Origin of the sequence: Exiguobacterium aestuarii (assembly GCF_020171655.1) — a bacterium.
Lineage (GTDB): Bacteria > Bacillota > Bacilli > Exiguobacteriales > Exiguobacteriaceae > Exiguobacterium > Exiguobacterium aestuarii_A.
Window position 1 is genome coordinate 634,896 of sequence record NZ_JAIVAC010000001.1, and the last position, 17,283, is coordinate 652,178.

Below are 17,283 nucleotides of genomic sequence, written 5' to 3' on the forward strand. Positions count from 1 at the left end.
AGTTTATATTGTTAATGATTTCACATATTAGAACTGATACTTTCCTATTTAATTATTCAGAAAGAAGGGTTTGTGACATGGCATCAATGGAAATCCATGCACTCGAATCATTAAGGAAAAAAGCACAGGCTTCCTCGCAAATGATTCATTATCGTCCAATGGAATACTTTTTACGGGCAATGTTAGCCGGGATCTTTATCGGCTTTGCTTCAATCTTCACGTTGAAAGTCGTCAACGGTATGTATTTAGCGGACTCTCCGTTCACGACACTCATCGGGGGCTTCTCGTTCGGGATTGCGCTCGTTATGATCATCTATGGGGGAGCCGAGTTGTTCACGGGGAATACGATGTATTTCACAACGTCGACACTTCGCGGTTACACGACGCTCAGCGACACGATGCTCGTTTGGTTACTCTGTTTCGTCGGGAACGCACTCGGGGGAATCCTATTCGCGTTACTACTTGCACCGACTGGTGTCATTCAAGAACTTGGGATGAACAACTGGCTGTTCTCAGTCGTCGAGGGGAAAATGCATCACACGACGGTCGAAATTTTCTTCCGCGCCATCTTCTGTAACTGGATGGTCTGTCTCGCCATTTTCTTACCGAAACAAATGAAAAATGAATTCGCTCAAATCTTCTCGATGATTTTCCTTGTTGCCGTCTTCTTCGCTTCAGGATTCGACCATGTTATCGCCAACTTCGTCTTGTTCGCCTTGACGCTCGTCGTTCCACACCCTGAGACGATCAGCATGGCAGGTGCAATCCACAACTTGATTCCTGCGACGTTCGGTAACATTATCGGCGGCGCCCTCTTCATGGGAGCCATCTATACATGGCTCAACTCAAAAGGTCTCCGTGAGGCACAAGAATTAGAGGAAGAAGTCGAATTAAAAGTCGTCAAAGCTGCTAAATAAATGACGTTTGTCACAAATAACGTTGGGCCTTGTCTTACCGAAGACGAGGCTCTTTTTTGTCGTATGCTCACACGTAAACTGTCACAATATCGACTCGTGACCATCAAGAAAAATACGTGTCATAATCTATATATAGGATTTTAAAAACGTTTGTGAATGTTTTTAATCCATATATAGTGAGGTGATGGGTTTTGAAATTACTGCAGTTGTATGAGGATGTCTGCGTCTTACCAGACCAAGACTTGGTACAAGAAAATGCGAATGTGGACGGAAAGTCCCCACTTGGGAAACTAGCACGACTCTCTTCAGAAGTGTCGAAAGAATTGTCGCAGACATATTTGATGTCGGAGCGCTCAAAACAGGCCGTCACTGATAACTACTTATATGTGCACGACGCCGACTATTACATCACAGGATCGACGACATGTTGTCAAATACCACTCGGTCAATTATTAAAAGATGGATTCCATACGGGTCATGGAACAATCCGTTCGCCAAAGGACATTCGCTCCGCCATGGCGCTCGCGTCCATCATCCTTCAAGCGAATCAAAATATGCAGCATGGGGGTCAAGCGTTCCCGATGTTTGACGTCGATTTGGCACCGTACGTCGAGAAGACGTATGTGCGCCAATTGAGCAAACTCCAATCACTCCCTGTTGACTGGGACAAGACACAATTGGAACAACTCGCAGAAGAAGAGACGATCTCGGCGACATATCAGGCGTGTGAGGCGTTCATTCATAATGCGAACTCGATGCATTCACGAGGTGGCGGTCAAGTCCCGTTCGTCTCAATCAATTACGGGACGGATACCTCAAAGTGGGGACGCATCCTGATTCGGGAGTTACTTCGTGCCACGGAACGGGGATTAGGGAATGGAGAGACCCCGATTTTTCCTATTCAAATCTTTAAAGTGAAGGAAGGCATCAACTTCAACGAGGAAGACCCGAACGTTGATCTTTTCCGTGAAGCGTGTCGCGTCACAGGCAAACGACTATTCCCGAACTTCTCTTTCATCGATGCCCCGTTCAATGCCGCTTACTATGATGGGTCTCATGAATCTGAAGTGGCGTACATGGGTTGCCGCACTCGGGTTATGGGAAATAGACACGGAGAAGAGACATCAGTCGGTCGTGGCAATCTTTCCTTCTCCACACTCAACTTGGTGAAGATGGCACTGATCTCGGAGTCACTCTCTGACTTTTACCGCATTCTTAACCGATATATCGATATCGGCATCGAACAGTTGGTCGAGCGCTTCGAGTATCAATGCACGCGTCGCGCTGAAGAGTTCCGTTTTCTTTACACACAAGGTGTCTGGCGCGGAAGTGAGCAGTTACATATACATGATGAGGTCCGAGATGTTTTGAAACAAGGAACGCTTTCCCTCGGCTTCATCGGACTCGCTGAAACGTTGAAGGTGTTGACGGGCAGTACACATGCCGAGTCGCGTGAAGCGGAACGACTCGGTCTCGATATCGTCACGCACTTGGCCAATCGCATGCGTGCGGCAGCCGAAACGTACGACTTGAATTTTTCGTTGCTTGCGACACCGGCAGAAGGACTGTCAGGTAAATTTGTGACGCGAGACCAGGAAGAGTTCGGCATGATCGACGGGGTGACGAATCGTGCGTTTTACACAAATTCTTTCCACGTACCGATATATCAAACCGTGTCCATCCGCGAAAAAATCCGAATCGAAGCACCATATCACACGTTGTGTGACGCGGGACACATCTCCTATGTCGAAGTCGATGGCTCGCTGGCCCATAATGCGGAAGCGGTAGAATCGATTGTCCGCTTGATGCGTCAGCATGATATCGGCTACGGTTCCATCAATCATCCCGTCGACCGCTGCGGGAATTGCGGGCTTGAAGGCTTGATTGACGCGGCTTGTCCGACTTGTGGAGAAGATGAGAAAATCGAACGAATCCGTCGTATCACTGGCTATTTGGTCGGGACGATGGACCGCTGGAATACGGCGAAGCGAGAAGAAGAACGGGCGAGGGTGAAACACGATGCGCATTCTATCCGTCGTTGAAGAATCCGTCGTCGATGGACCGGGGATTCGAACGGTCATCTTTACTGCCGGCTGTCCTCACCACTGTAAAGGTTGTCACAATCCTTCCTCGTGGAATCCAGCTGGCGGTGAGGACTTCGAAGTGGATGAGATTGTCCGTCGCATTGAGCTCAGTGGTTGGGACGGCGTGACCATCTCAGGCGGCGAACCGTTTCTTCAATCTTCAGAGTTAGCAAAACTTGTCTTGGCATGTAAGTCGCTCGGTAAAAATGTGTGGGTGTATACGGGCTATACGATGGAACAGTTGGTAGCGATGCAGGACGAAGCCGTTCAAACCGTGTTAGACTACGCCGATGTGCTCGTTGACGGTCGCTTTGAGCAGTCGCTACGAGATATGGGACTTCGCTTTCGGGGATCGAGTAATCAACGAATCATCTTTTTGAATAAAGTGTAATCGAGGCAGAGATGTCTCGATTTTTTGTATAATGATGAAAAAGGGGGATTTTTGATGAAATGGTGTAGTTTTGACATGCAAGAAGAGCAACGAGTGGGGATTGTCGAAGGCGATTTCGTCTACGATGTCAGCAATCAAGTACACACGACTAACTTATTAGAAGTGATTGCGCGTGAGTTCGAACCGGATATTGATTTAGACGTGGCGCCCTCATACCGAGTGACGGACGTGAAACTGCTCGCCCCGTACCGCCCATTGAAAAATGTGATTTGTATCGGGAAGAACTATGAAGAACACGTGAAAGAAATGGATACAGCGGGAGCGGGGAAACTCGTCATCTTCACGAAAGCACCAACTTCAGTCGTAGGACCAGAAGCGGTCATCGAGCGCCATCCGGAATTGACGGACAAACTCGACTACGAAGGCGAACTTGCCGTTATCATCGGAAAGTCGGGACGAGACATCGAAGCGGTCGAAGAACACATTTTCGGATACACGATTCTAAACGATGTGACGGCACGGGATGTGCAAAAAGAACATGTCCAATTTTTCCGTGGTAAGTCGTTCGATACGTTCTGTCCGATGGGACCGTTCATCGTGACGCCGGACGAGCTTCAGTTCCCTCTCCGAATCCAAACGAATGTCAACGGGGAGACGCGCCAAGACGGAACGACGGCCGATATGATTCGCCCGATTGACGAGCTCATTCGTACGTTATCGAAAGGTATGACGCTTGAAGCGGGTGACATCATCGCGACCGGAACGCCAGCCGGAGTCGGGCATGGAATGACACCACCGACCTATCTTCAAACGGGGGACACCGTCGAAGTGACGATTGAAGGTCTCGGCACGCTACGAAATGTGATTGTCTGAATGAAATGACGCAAAATGTGAAGAATCTTGTAATTCATTTATCATTTTATAAATGAGTGTTCCTCTTCGTTATAGTAAGGGTAGAAGATAACACAGAGGAGATGAATCATTATGGATCGTCACGATCAATCAAATGAACACGATCAATTACATGAATCAGAACAGCAAAAAGATTGGTTAGATACAGAACTCGGTTCATCCAACCGAGAAGAAGCAAAAGTACGAACACAGACAAAACCTTCATTCGTCAGCCGCATGTTCCCAGGACTTGTCGGTGGGGTCATCGGGGCATTGCTGACGGGCGCAATCGCTTACCCGTTTATCGATCAACCCGCAACGAATGTGAGTGATACGAACGTGACCTCGCAAGGGACTCCGGTCCAAACGTCATCAAACGTGTCTGACTCTTCAGTCACGAATGCCGTCGCGACCGCTCAGCCTGCCGTCGTGACCGTGAACAACTTCGCCCAAACTGGCTTCTCGAGTGAAGCGGTCGAGGCTGGAGTCGGTTCAGGGGTCATCTACAAAAAAGAAGGCGACTCGGCATTTATCGCAACGAACCATCACGTTGTCAACGGGGCAGACAAGCTGACGGTCACGTTTAATGACGGGACGACAGCAGAAGCAACGCTCATGGGCAGTGACGCGACGTATGACTTGGCGGTCTTGAAAGTGGACGCTGACAAAGTACCAGCTGTCATCTCAATCGGAAAATCGAGCGAATTGAAACCAGGTCAAACCGTCATCGCCATCGGGAATCCGCTCGGACAATTCGAGAACTCCGTGACACGCGGTGTCGTCTCATCGACGTCACGTCTCGTCCCGGTAGATACGGATGAGAACGGACAGGCTGACTTCAACGCAGAGGTCATTCAAACGGATGCGGCCATCAACCCAGGTAACTCGGGTGGTGCGTTAATCAACGAAGAAGGACAACTCGTCGGAATCAACTCGATGAAGATTGCGACGGCAGAAGTCGAGGGAGTCGGATTCTCGATTCCGGTCGACATCGCCCTTCCGCTAATCAATCAAATCGAACAGACGGGAGAAGTGAATCATCCTTCGCTCGGCGTATCGCTACGTGATGTGTCAGAATTCCCTCCAGGTTACTTGACGGAACAAATCAATTTACCTGAATCGGTAACGGCGGGAACGATAATCGTAGAAGTTCAACAAAACAGTTCAGCCGCAAAAGCGGGTCTTGAAGCGCGTGACGTCATCGTGAAAATCAATGACAAAGACGTCAGCTCGTTCATCGACCTCCGTAGTGAATTGATTCGAGATACGGACGGAACGGTCGACATCGAATATGTCCGTGACGGAAAAACGGAAACGGTTCAAGTTGAGATTCAAAACGCAAACGGTTCTGCATTGTAAAAGGTGGGCAACATGCCCGCCTTTTTTGCTATGCTTATACAAAAGGAGGATGAAATATGGTACGAAATTTATATGGAGTGTTATTATTCGGGGCAGGGATTTTGCATTTTGTCAGAGAGAAGGCGTTCATGTCGATTATTCCAAAGTCTTGGCCGTTCCGCCGCTTGATGGTGCAACTGAGCGGAGTCGTGGAAGTCGTCTTCGGGGCGATGCTCTTACTAAACAAAGGGACGACGTTCGTAAAGCGGACGCTACCGGCATTCTTTATCGCCGTCTTCCCAGCCAATATCAACATGGCCGTCAAACCTTCTAGAATCGGTGGGAAAATCATTCCGAAATGGATTACATGGGGACGACTCCCGCTTCAATGGGTTTTGATCAAAGGTGTCAAAAAAATATAAAGGTGTGGAGATACATATGACAAACGTATTGAAATGGTTTGAACATTTTCATGCACATCCAGAAATCAGTTGGAAAGAAGTTGAGACGACTCGAACGATTGCATCCATCTTATCGGACTGGTCGATTCCGCATCGGACGTTTGAAGATGTGACCGGGGTGATCGCGGAGATTGGATCGGGTGAAGACGTGATTGCGGTCCGCGCCGATATCGATGCGTTATGGCAACAAGTGGACGGTACGTTTCGTGCGAACCATTCATGCGGGCACGACGCGAACATCAGCATGGTACTCGGTGCACTCGAACAATTGAAGGACAAGGCGTTACAGAAGCGGATCCGTTTCATCTTCCAACCTGCCGAAGAGCAAGGGAATGGTTCCCTCGCCATGATCGAACGTGGGGCGTTAGAAGACGTGACGCAACTGTTCGGGATTCATTTGCGTCCACAAGAAGAGTTGAAGAAAGGTCAATACGCGGCGGCGATTCAGCATGGTGCTGCCTTCTTCTTAAAGGGAGAGGTTATTGGGGATGACGCGCACGGCGCAAGACCGCATCAAGGGCAAAACGCACTCGATGTCATCTTCACGATTCAACACATGCTCAAAAGCATTTACTTATCACCGTTTGAGCCACACTCCGTCAAGTTGACGAAAGTCCATGCTGGGAGTGACAACATGAACATCATTCCAGGAAATGCGACGTTCTCGATTGATGTCCGCGCTCAACAAAATGAGGAATTGCTCGAACTGCGAAATCGTGTCGAAGACATGCTACTCCATGTCGGTCAGCTTCATCGTGTGAAACTGGAATGGGAGTGGCAAGACTTCACACCGGGAGCGGTCGTTGGGGAACAGTCAAGTCAGATTGCGAAGCAGGCGATCGAGCAACGCTTCGGTCAGTCGGCTCTTGTCGAGAGGATTGTCACGTCAGGTAGCGATGATTTTCATTTTTATACCGTCGAGAAACCGACGCTTGATGCGACGATGATTGGAATCGGCGCTGATTTAGGTCCAGGTCTTCATCATCCGCATATGACGTTTGACCGTGATGCGTTAGAAGACGGGGCACGCCTGCTTGCGGATGCACTCCGAATTGCAGCAACATAATTCAGGATGAGTGTGATAGACAGATGTCTGTCCACTCATTTTTTTATTGCATCAAATGATTGTAAGCGCTATCATAACGTTATTAGCGACAATATAACGACAATTCTGAATTTTCGCTATAGGGGAGGAAGTTAGATGGAAACAATGGGGAACAAGCAAGACATGAGGCTAGGGTGGGCGCTCTTACCACTTGCCGTGATGATTGTCGTCATGCTCATCTCAATCGTCAAACTCGGACAAGGACCACACATCCCGCTCATCGTTGGGACGGCGGTCGCTTCGCTCGTCGCCTGGCGTCACGGGTTCAAGTGGAAAGAGATTGAAGAGATGATGTATAAAGGGATTCGTCTCGCTTTACCGGCAGTCGTCATCATCATTTTGGTCGGATTGACAATCGGTGCTTGGATTGGTGGGGGAATCGTTGCCACGATGATCTATTTCGGACTGAAGATCATCTCGCCGGCATACTTTTTATTAACGATTTGCCTCATCTGTGCGGTCGTCGCGCTCTCGATTGGGAGTTCATGGTCGACGATGGGTACAATTGGTGTAGCAGGGATGGGAATCGGACTGAGTATGGGGATACCAGCTCCGATGGTTGCGGGAGCCGTCATCTCTGGTGCTTATTTCGGCGACAAGATGTCACCATTGTCAGATACGACAAACTTGGCGGCAGGATTGACTCATACGAATCTATTCGTACATATTCGACACATGCTATATACGACCATTCCGGGACTCATCATCGCGCTAGGGGTATACGCTTGGCTTGGTAGACGGTTCGCAGATTCGACGACGGACTCGTCAGAGATCACACAGACGCTTAATATTCTTGAAGATAGTTTTGTCATCTCTCCATGGTTACTCGTCGTGCCGCTCGCTGTCATTTTGCTCGTCGCGAAAAAAGTACCAGCGATTCCAGCACTTGTTGTCGGGATTGCACTCGGTTTCTTGGCTCAAGTGTTCATCCAAGGCGGGACACTTTCAGACAGTGTAGGTGCTCTTCAAAGTGGTTATGTCATTGATACAGGTAATGAATTAGTCGATAACCTCTTCAGCCGAGGTGGTCTAGATGCAATGATGTACACGGTCTCTATGACGATTGTCGCGATGACGTTCGGTGGAATTTTAGAATATTCAGGTATGCTTCAATCAATCATGAATCAAATCTTGAAGTTGGCGAAAACGGCAGGCTCGTTGATTGCTTCAACGATTTTGGCCGGGATTGCGACAAATGCGACTTGTTCGGAGCAGTATATCTCGATTGTCGTCCCATCACGTATGTTTGCAGGCGCCTATGAAAAAATGGGACTACAATCGAAAAACTTATCACGCGCACTCGAGGACGGTGGAACATTGACATCGGTGTTCATCCCGTGGAATACGTGTGGGGTATTCATTCTTGGTACGCTCGGGGTCGGGGCATTCGAATACGCGCCTTACGCCGTCTTAAACTTTATCGTACCGGTCATTTCGATTCTGTATGCCTTTACGGGGTTCACAATCGAGCGCATGGCCGTCATTCAGCAAGAAGAGTCAGTTGTGAAGCAAGCAGCCCAATAAAACAATTCCCGGTCGTCAATCGACCGGGAATTGAAATTTATAGACGGTGCGCGGACGACCTTGGCTGTAGCTCATCTCTTCACCAATCGGATGAACAAGTTTTGCATCAACCAATTTTTTGATGAGTCGCTCTGTTGTGCGACGGGTGACTTGTAAGTAATCGGTCAACTCTTTAGCCGTGAACTCAAGTTGATCACGTGAGAAGTGGATGAGTTTTTCGATATTGGTCGGACTCATGCCGGTCTGTTTCATCATGTCATAGACACCTGTTTGCGTGACGCGAAAATGAATGGGTGATGGGTGATCCGAGAATATCAGTCGCTTCGAATCATCGACGATGCGCATCAGACGTTCACTTTCTGCATAAAGCGCGAGTCGTGCATGGTCGAGAGCACGCTGATAGTCTGAGCCATATCCGATGCCGACATGAACAGACGAGGGATTCGGTAAAACAACACCATTTGAAATAGCGGTCTCAATTTTGCCTTTATTCGATAAGATTGTGACCCCCTCTTCATTCGATTGTAGCAACTTGCCACCGAAGAATTGTTGGTCCGACACGTGTGCTAACGTCTCTTCACTCGAATTCGAATACTGAAGAATGGCAAACTGAGACTGATCTGATTTTTGCAATCGAATCTGCTGAAGAAAATCATTAAAATGGTGAAGAATCCTCTCTTTCGGTTCAATCATGAGTTGACTCTGATAGCCGTCACTCATTAATCGACGATGGACTTGCTCGACACTCGTCAAAGCGAATCGTGTCGTCCCATTTTCTTGAAGTTGTTTATGGAAGGCAATCAAGTCCTCGAAATTCATGTTCGGATGAAGCTGTTTCACTTGCGATTGCGAGATACGAGTAGGAAATGGCTCTAACATCGATTCAAGTCGTGATGTGTCGACGAGGTCAATCGATAGATGTTCAAGCTCGACGTGTTGCGTTAACGTCATATATAAGAGTGAAGTCAATAAGACGACATCGTCTTGAACGACATGATGAGCATACGGGAGGCTCGCCTTCTCCATCGCGTACGTATACGGAAATGAACCGGAGAAGAAAACACCGTCAAAAAAGTGTAGTTGATGGGCGATGTCTTTCGCTTCACGCGGGTCATCATAAGGAAACTCTTCAATCCGGACATCGGGTAAAGAAGAACCTTTTACAATATGTTGAATAAAAGCTGGTGAGCCGACGACGGCGATATGGATGGACATTACAAAATCCCCCTTGCAATTTAACGACCATATAACGACAATATAGAGGAAAGCGTAGACGAAGTAAAGGAGTGATGAACTTGAACATTCAAAGCATTGAAATTTTCTCGGTTCGATTCCCACTAAAAGTGCCGTTTATCGTCAGTTATCATCGATATGACGATATGCCATCTGTCATCGTCAAAATGACCACGTCTTGCGGACTGATTGGATATGGTGAAGCGGTAGCAGATGAGCACGTGACGGGAGAGTCAGCTGAAAGTACGGTGAGTGTCCTCCGTCATCTATTGGCACCATTATTAATCGGGAAAAACCCGATGCATTTGGAGAGGATTCATGATGAGATGAACCGCGCGATAAAAGGTGTTCCTGCAGCAAAAGCAGCGCTCGATATCGCATGTCACGATTTGATTGGGAAAAAATTAAATCAACCAGTCTACGAATGGATTGGCGGTCGATACCATGAGTCATTCCCGGTCACACACGTCTTAAGTATCGGAGAACCGGATCACATGGCACAAGAGGCTCTTGATCAAATCAATCAGGGCTATACGGCCGTGAAGATGAAAGTCGGGGTCGACGTACAAACGGACGTGGCACGTGTCAAAGCCGTGAGAGAAGCCGTAGGACCAAGTGTTCCGATTCGGGTCGACGTCAATCAAGGGTGGGTCAATGCGGCTAACACGGTCCAAGCTATGCGTCTACTCGAACCGTACGGAATCGATTGGGTCGAGCAACCGGTCAAGGCGGATGATTTTGAAGGGATGCTCGAAGTGAAACAAAAAATCTCGGTGCCACTTATGATCGATGAAGGTCTGAAAGACATTCACGATATGAGACGGTTGACGATGATGCAAGCAGCCCATAAAGCGAACATCAAGCTTATGAAATGTGGTGGCATTTATCCGGCGAAGAAGTTGGTCCATATGGCGGAGATGTCAGGGATTGAATGCCAAATCGGCTCGATGGTCGAATCATCGATTGCATCGAGTGCGGGATTCCATGTCGCCTTTTCAAGTAAGATCGTGAAAACGGTCGAGTTGACAGGACCGCTTCGCTTCGGGAAAGATGTCGGGAACTTAACATATGATTTGCCGATCATCTCATTGAACGACCGTCCTGGTCTCGGCATCGATGTCGATGAGGATCTATTGCGTGAACTGACAATCGATTCATATGTGATTGGAGAAGACTCACATGTGGCAAGGTGAGATCAAAGGTCTTCCGCTTCAAGTGCATGTTCTGACGTTGTCAGACTTACCTGAGTTGTTGTCGATCCAAGAAGCGGTGATTCAAGCGTTGGCTGAACCGGAGCACTATCAATCATTATCGATTAAAGAATTCACGAAACTTTTGACGGATCAGACGTTGATTGGGGCAACGTCTGAAGGGCGACTGATTGCATTCCGTGCCATGTTGATTCCGCCGATTGACGACGAACATTTAGGAAGAGATATCGGCTGGCCGGAGGATTCGCTTGAACGTGTCCTTTATCAGGAAGTGACGAACGTCCATCCAGATTTCCGGGGATATGGGTTGCAGACGCACTTGGGCAAACTATTGATGTCACAAGTTGAAGCGGATGACCGATTTGATGTCGTCTGTGCGACGGTCGCACCGTTCAATATTCCAAGTATGAAAGACAAGTTCACGCTTGGACTTCGAATCGGGGCATTGAAAGAAAAGTATGGCGGGAAACTCAGATATATCTTTTATAAAGAGCTTCATCGTTCATGGCAACCCACATCAGAAGTGATGGATGTGCCAATGGAAGAACGGATGAAACAAGTTGAGTTACTCCAAACCGGTTGGTTCGGGACTTGTCTCATGAAACAAGGGGAACAGTGGGTTGTTCGATATGAGAAGTAATAAATCCTCGTCAAGCTGACGAGGATTTTGTTTATTCGAGGACGAAAAGTACATCATTCGCGAATTTTTCATACGTGCGGTCACTCGGATGGAATTGGTCGGTCGCGAGATCACGTGATAAGTCAGAGATATAGGCGAACGGGTCAATCACATCGATATTTTGCGCATTCGCTAATTGCTTCGCAGAGGCGTTCCAATCGAGGATGAGCTGATTGAACGCTTGTCCATTCTCATCATTTTGAAACGGGTTGTATAGGCCGATGTAGACAATCGTAGCTGAGTCGTTCAGCGCACGGATCTCAGAAAAAATCGTTTCAAGATTTGTCTTTGCATCCGTGACCACTTGTTGAATATCGACAGATTCAAAGTTGTCGACGTTCTCCCCACGGTTAAACAAATCGTTTCCGCCGATGGTCAACGTAATATATCGTGCGTTTTCAATTGTCCGACGTACTTCGGGTTGCTCGAGTTGAGCAAGTAAATCTTCAGTACGTGCCCCAGACACAGCTAAATTTTGTGTACGAACCCCATCTTCTTCTAGTACTGTACTAACAGGTTGTACATATCCCGCGCCTGACGTCGAGCCGACACCGCGAGTCAAGGAATCGCCGAGGGCGACATAGATGTCTCCTTCTGGCTCAGGACGTTCGTCTTCAGAGACGGAAAGTGTTCGTTCTGGCGGATTGACGATATCTTGATAACCAATCCAAAGACCATATATGGCGATTCCGGTCAAAAGTACGGCGCCACTTAAAAATGCATACCATTTCGAATGTTTCATGGGCTGACCTCGCTTTCTATACAGACATCATATCAAAAATGTGACGATGTGCCCTATGTGAATGTTCGAATAGGACAGATTTGATTTTGTCCGATAGAATAAAGAAAGAGGTGAGACAATGGAACCGACTTTAAAGCTACATCAATTGACAAAGGTGATAGGGAAAAAGACGATCATCGATAATATTTCGTTAGAAGTCAACCCAGGTGAGGTGTTCGGATTTTTAGGACCGAACGGTGCCGGGAAGACGACGACGATTCGGATGATCGTCGGATTGATTAAACCGACGAAAGGTAATGTATCCATTTGTGGCTATCGTGTCGATAAACAGTTCGTTCAAGCGATGAATCAGATCGGAGCCATCGTCGAGAATCCGGAGCTGTATAAATTTTTGTCTGGACGTGAGAACTTAGAAGCCTTCGCCCGCATGTTGCCTGATGTGGACGATCAACGAATTCAAGAAGTGATCGACCTCGTCGATCTGACTGCTCGCATCGATGATAAAGTGAAGACATACTCGCTCGGGATGCGTCAACGGCTCGGAATCGCACAGGCATTATTGAACAATCCACGCGTTCTTATTTTAGACGAACCGACGAATGGACTTGATCCGATGGGGATTCGCGACTTACGACTTTTCATTCGTCGACTTGTCGAAGAAACGGGGCTGAGTGTTCTCGTGTCGAGTCATATCTTGGCCGAGATTGAATTGTTGGCGGATCGCGTCGCCATCATGTCGCGCGGGAAGATTGTCAAAGTTGGCACGGTCGATGCTTTGATTGAAGAACTCGCATCGACGGTCGATTTGCACGTTGCCAATAGCTTTGAAGTGCTGCCAATCGTTCAAGGTTATGAAGGAATCGATCAAGCGGACGTGATCGATGAGCGAACGATTCGAATCTCGATGAACGTCGAGGAGACGGCAAAGTTGAATCGATACTTAATGGAACGAGATGTCGACGTGTTCGGACTCGAGCGTCGTGTGCAGACGTTAGAGGATCTCTTCATTACATTGACGGGCGGTGATCACATTGCCTAATCCATCTTTACTCGGACTCATACGTAATGAAGTATTAAAAATTCATCGGAAGCGTAGGTTGATGGTCGTCTCGATCATCCTGATTGTACTCGTCTCGATGTTCACATACGCGAACTATCGGCAAATCGAGAAGCAACGTGAAGAGCAAGGGACGATTGATTGGCGTGTTGATCTTCAGCAAGAAATCATCGATACACAAAACCGACTCGCTTCTGCCAACGTCCAAGACGAGTTTCGTCAGATTTTAGAATTCCGTGTCCAACAGAACCAATACTATTTAGACAATGACATCAACCCGAACTATCCAGGCGCTCCGACGTTTATGCGTGTCTTCTTCTCGCAAGGGACGACGCTCGTACTGCCACTCTTTATTATCGTCTTGATGGCAGATATCGTCAGTGGGGAGCATAACGACGGGACAATCAAGACGCTACTGTCCCGACCGGTAAGGCGTTATAAAATTTTGCTTGCTAAATGGTTGACGACACTTTTGTATACGTCAATCTTAATATTTGTGACCGCCGTCGTCAGTTACGCCATATCCGGAATCGTTCTCGGGTGGGACGGTTGGACAGCTCCAATCCTGACAGGCTTCCAAGCTTCAGCGACTGGAACTTTCTCAACCGATTTCGTTCATACGTTGCCGATGTGGGAATACTTGCTCATGTCGATGGGGCTCTCATGGCTTGTCGTTGCTGCCGTCGGTACAATCTCACTTATGATTTCGGTACTGGTGAAAAATACGGCGACCGGAATCGGGATCATGATGGCCGTCCTCATTTCAGGACCGCTTTTGACGTCGCTTGGATCAAATTGGGATAGCTCGAAGTACTTGGTGAACGTCAACTTCGGTCTTCATACCTACTTGGAAGGACAAGCTCCACCGATTGAAGGGATGACTCTACCGTTTTCTCTAGTCGTCATTCTCATTTGGGCAATGGCTGCTCTGGCGTACGCGTTTTATCACTTTACGCAAAAAGATGTATATTAATGTTTATAGTGTTACCCTCCTGGGTGGCACTTTTTTTAGTGGCTAAATGATTACGAAAAAGAACTAAATAGTGCTTATGACTCAATATTTTGAATTGTCAAAATAATTAAAAAGTTGGATACATTGTTTGTGGGAAACTGTGTAAAGTAAGAGTCATCACAAAGGAGGCAAACACATGAAAAAAGTTGTATCTACATCATTAATCGCAGGTGTCCTACTCGTACCACAATTGGTCGGGGCGGCAGAATTGAAGTCAGGCACGTTAACGAAACCATCTGAAAGTGCTCCGACGACAATCGTCAAAGAGTATGTGAAGTCAAAAGGTGAATTCAAAACGATCGAGTCGAAATCAGACAAACTTGGTAAAGTCGTCAAGTTACAGCAGACGGTAGACGGTGTCCCGGTATTCGGTGGTGTCGTTGTCGGTGTCGTTGATGAAGACGGACAATTGAAAACAGTCGTAGATGATGCAAAATCAGTAAAGAATCTACATAAGTCAATCAAATTGAGTGAGAAGAAAGCCATCGCAAGCTACAAGGCGCTCGTCGGACATAAAGGTGCTTACGAACTCGAACCTGAAGCAGAATTGATCGTCTATCCAAATGGAGACAAGTCAGTCTACGCGTATCAAGTGACCGGAACGATTTTAGATGCTGAAGAGCCTTCACGTTGGACTTACTTCATTGATGCTGGTACAGGAGAAGTTCTTAACAAATTCGATCAGTTGGCACACGCAAAACCGACGAACGGTGTGACGGGAACTACATATACAGGAACAGGAATCGATGTTCTTGGATATAGTCAGACGTTCAAGACAACGAAAAGTGGTTCATACTACTACTTACAAGACTCGACACGTGGAAAAGGGATCTATACGTACGATGCTGGAAACCGTACACGCCTTCCGGGTTCGCTTTGGGCTGATGTCGATAACGTTTTGAACACGACATACGATCGTGCTGCAGTTTCGGCGCACGTCAACGCAACGAAAACGTATGACTTCTATAAGAACACGTATGGACGTAACAGCTATGATAACGCGGGTGCAGCCCTTAACTCGACGGTTCACTATAGCCGTAGCTACAACAACGCGTTCTGGGATGGTAGCAAGATGGTATATGGTGACGGAGATGGTCAGACATTCACATACCTCTCTGGGGCACTTGATGTTGTTGCCCACGAATTGACGCACGCAGTCACAGAGTACACGGCAGGATTGATCTATCAGAATGAGTCTGGGGCGATCAACGAAGCAGTATCGGATATCTTAGGTACAGTTGCTGAGTACAGTGTCGGAACAAACTTCGACTGGTTGGTAGGGGAAGACATCTACACGCCTGGAGTTGCGGGAGACGGCCTTCGTTCGATGGCAAACCCTGCTGCATATGGCGACCCTGACCACTACTCAAAACGTTACACAGGTACGCAAGATAACGGAGGTGTTCACATCAACTCTGGTATCGTCAACAAAGCGGCATACCTCTTGGGTAACGGCGGATCACACTACGGTGTATCTGTCCAAGGAGTCGGTGTTATGGAGATGGGGGATATCTACTACCGCGCGCTCAATGTTTACTTGACGCCAACGTCTAACTTCTCAAGCCTTCGCCAAGCAGTCGTTCAATCGGCGAAAGATCTTTACGGTGCGACTAGCCCACAAGCAGTATCGGCTGCGAAATCGTTTGACGCTGTCGGAATCTACTAAGAGTCTAATCGAGAAATCCCTTCCGAAATATTTCGGAAGGGATTTCTTGTGTCGATTTGGGGTAAATCAAATTGGAATGATGACTGAAAAGGAGAAATAACATGAATCTAAAAGAATATATGGCCGCACCGGGCAAGCAAATTCAGTTAAGTGATCTCTATACCCATGTGAAAGATAAACCCGATGATTCGACTTTGACTGATGATCTGATTCCGGACAGTGTAGAACGATTAAAAGAGTTACATTGGAGACTGTACGCCGAGAGCAAGACCGGGATTGTCGTCGTGTTACAGGCACTTGATGCAGGTGGGAAAGACGAGGCGATCAGCTACATTTTTTCGAACTTGAATGCTCAAGGGTTAAAGACGAATGCATTCCAAAAACCTTCCGATACAGAGAAGAAGCATGACTATCTGTGGCGAATGCACGACCTGTTACCGGAAAGAGGTCAAGTAGGTATTTTGAATCGGTCTCATTACGAGGAAGTGATTGCTCCTCGTATCCATGACTTGTTAGGGGACGAAGTACTTCCGGATGAAGAGGATCAAGAAAAAGTGTGGGAGATGCGATATCGTCAAATCAACGATTACGAATTGTATTTAAAAGAAAACGGATTTGAAGTCATCAAATTCTTTTTTAATGTGTCAAAAGATAAACAACGGGATCGTTTGCTTGAACGACTGAAAGACCCGAAGAAGAATTGGGAGTTCTCGTTCAGCGATGTGGAAGAACGGCAATATTGGGATGATTATCAAAAAATCTTTGAAGAGATGATCACACACACATCGACGGACGTTTCACCGTGGTATATCTTGCCGGCAGACGACGAGTGGTACAGTCGTTATATCATTTCATCCGTCATGATTGATGTCCTCGAGCAAATCGACCCACAATATCCAACGTTTTCGGATGAAGAGCAAGAACGCATCGATGAGGCGATTCAAATACTTGAAAATGAATAACGGATGACGT

The 17,283-nt window shown here is 47.4% G+C and carries 16 protein-coding genes; 14 read left to right on the forward strand and 2 right to left on the reverse strand.

Annotated features, from left to right (window positions below):
• Positions 1–86 precede the first annotated feature (86 nt).
• The 8 genes from LCM29_RS03300 (at position 87) to nhaC (ending at position 8,711) form a co-directional block, all read left to right on the forward strand.
• Complete coding sequence (locus LCM29_RS03300) at positions 87–917, forward strand: formate/nitrite transporter family protein (RefSeq protein ID WP_412093981.1); 831 nt, start codon at positions 87–89, stop codon at positions 915–917.
• Positions 918–1,108: 191 nt separating this feature from the next.
• Positions 1,109–2,959, forward strand: a complete 1,851-nt coding sequence (locus LCM29_RS03305) for an anaerobic ribonucleoside triphosphate reductase (RefSeq protein ID WP_224860810.1) — start codon at positions 1,109–1,111, stop codon at positions 2,957–2,959.
• On the forward strand, positions 2,937–3,392 hold the full coding sequence (gene nrdG / locus LCM29_RS03310; protein ID WP_224860812.1) for an anaerobic ribonucleoside-triphosphate reductase activating protein: 456 nt from the start codon (positions 2,937–2,939) through the stop codon (positions 3,390–3,392). The genes LCM29_RS03305 and nrdG overlap by 23 nt, the downstream gene beginning before the upstream one ends.
• Positions 3,393–3,446: 54 nt before the next feature.
• Positions 3,447–4,265 (forward strand): fumarylacetoacetate hydrolase family protein, encoded by an 819-nt coding sequence (locus tag LCM29_RS03315; protein WP_224860814.1) that lies wholly within the window; start codon positions 3,447–3,449, stop codon positions 4,263–4,265.
• 111 nt (positions 4,266–4,376) lie between these two features.
• A complete protein-coding gene (locus LCM29_RS03320; RefSeq protein WP_224860816.1) occupies positions 4,377–5,642 on the forward strand; it encodes a S1C family serine protease in 1,266 nt (421 codons plus the stop codon).
• A 56-nt stretch (positions 5,643–5,698) separates the two neighbouring features.
• Entirely contained in the window at positions 5,699–6,043 is a 345-nt protein-coding gene (locus LCM29_RS03325; RefSeq protein WP_224860818.1) for a hypothetical protein, read from the forward strand.
• A 16-nt stretch (positions 6,044–6,059) separates the two neighbouring features.
• Positions 6,060–7,148 carry an amidohydrolase gene (locus tag LCM29_RS03330; RefSeq protein WP_224860820.1) on the forward strand — a complete coding sequence of 363 codons (1,089 nt, stop codon included), beginning with the start codon at positions 6,060–6,062 and terminating at the stop codon, positions 7,146–7,148.
• A gap of 135 nt (positions 7,149–7,283) precedes the next feature.
• On the forward strand, positions 7,284–8,711 hold the full coding sequence (gene nhaC / locus LCM29_RS03335) for a Na+/H+ antiporter NhaC (RefSeq protein WP_224860822.1): 1,428 nt from the start codon (positions 7,284–7,286) through the stop codon (positions 8,709–8,711).
• A gap of 15 nt (positions 8,712–8,726) precedes the next feature.
• On the opposite strand, the gene LCM29_RS03340 is transcribed toward nhaC, so the two are convergent.
• The gene (locus LCM29_RS03340; RefSeq protein ID WP_224860824.1) at positions 8,727–9,926 is read right to left on the reverse strand and encodes a hypothetical protein; all 1,200 of its coding nucleotides are present in this window, start codon (positions 9,924–9,926) and stop codon (positions 8,727–8,729) included.
• Positions 9,927–10,006: 80 nt separating this feature from the next.
• Here LCM29_RS03340 and LCM29_RS03345 point away from each other — a divergent pair, with 80 nt between their 5' ends.
• Positions 10,007–11,137, forward strand: a complete 1,131-nt coding sequence (locus tag LCM29_RS03345) for a mandelate racemase/muconate lactonizing enzyme family protein (RefSeq protein ID WP_224860826.1) — start codon at positions 10,007–10,009, stop codon at positions 11,135–11,137.
• On the forward strand, positions 11,124–11,795 hold the full coding sequence (locus LCM29_RS03350) for a hypothetical protein (protein ID WP_224860828.1): 672 nt from the start codon (positions 11,124–11,126) through the stop codon (positions 11,793–11,795). Before LCM29_RS03345 ends, LCM29_RS03350 begins: the two co-directional genes overlap by 14 nt.
• Positions 11,796–11,826: 31 nt before the next feature.
• Here the strand turns inward: LCM29_RS03350 and LCM29_RS03355 are convergent, their stop codons facing one another.
• The gene (locus LCM29_RS03355; RefSeq protein ID WP_214745256.1) at positions 11,827–12,576 is read right to left on the reverse strand and encodes a GDSL-type esterase/lipase family protein; all 750 of its coding nucleotides are present in this window, start codon (positions 12,574–12,576) and stop codon (positions 11,827–11,829) included.
• Positions 12,577–12,694: 118 nt separating this feature from the next.
• Between LCM29_RS03355 and LCM29_RS03360 the strand changes: the two genes are divergently transcribed.
• The 4 genes from LCM29_RS03360 to LCM29_RS03375 all read left to right on the forward strand — a co-directional run bounded on the left by LCM29_RS03360 (position 12,695) and on the right by LCM29_RS03375 (position 17,273).
• Positions 12,695–13,615, forward strand: coding sequence for an ABC transporter ATP-binding protein (locus LCM29_RS03360; RefSeq protein ID WP_224860829.1), 921 nt, complete (start codon positions 12,695–12,697; stop codon positions 13,613–13,615).
• Positions 13,608–14,606, forward strand: a complete 999-nt coding sequence (locus tag LCM29_RS03365; protein ID WP_224860830.1) for an ABC transporter permease — start codon at positions 13,608–13,610, stop codon at positions 14,604–14,606. Before LCM29_RS03360 ends, LCM29_RS03365 begins: the two co-directional genes overlap by 8 nt.
• 175 nt (positions 14,607–14,781) lie before the next feature.
• Entirely contained in the window at positions 14,782–16,311 is a 1,530-nt protein-coding gene (locus LCM29_RS03370) for a M4 family metallopeptidase (protein ID WP_224860831.1), read from the forward strand.
• A gap of 101 nt (positions 16,312–16,412) precedes the next feature.
• Positions 16,413–17,273 carry a PPK2 family polyphosphate kinase gene (locus tag LCM29_RS03375; protein ID WP_224860832.1) on the forward strand — a complete coding sequence of 287 codons (861 nt, stop codon included), beginning with the start codon at positions 16,413–16,415 and terminating at the stop codon, positions 17,271–17,273.
• Positions 17,274–17,283: the final 10 nt, after the last annotated feature.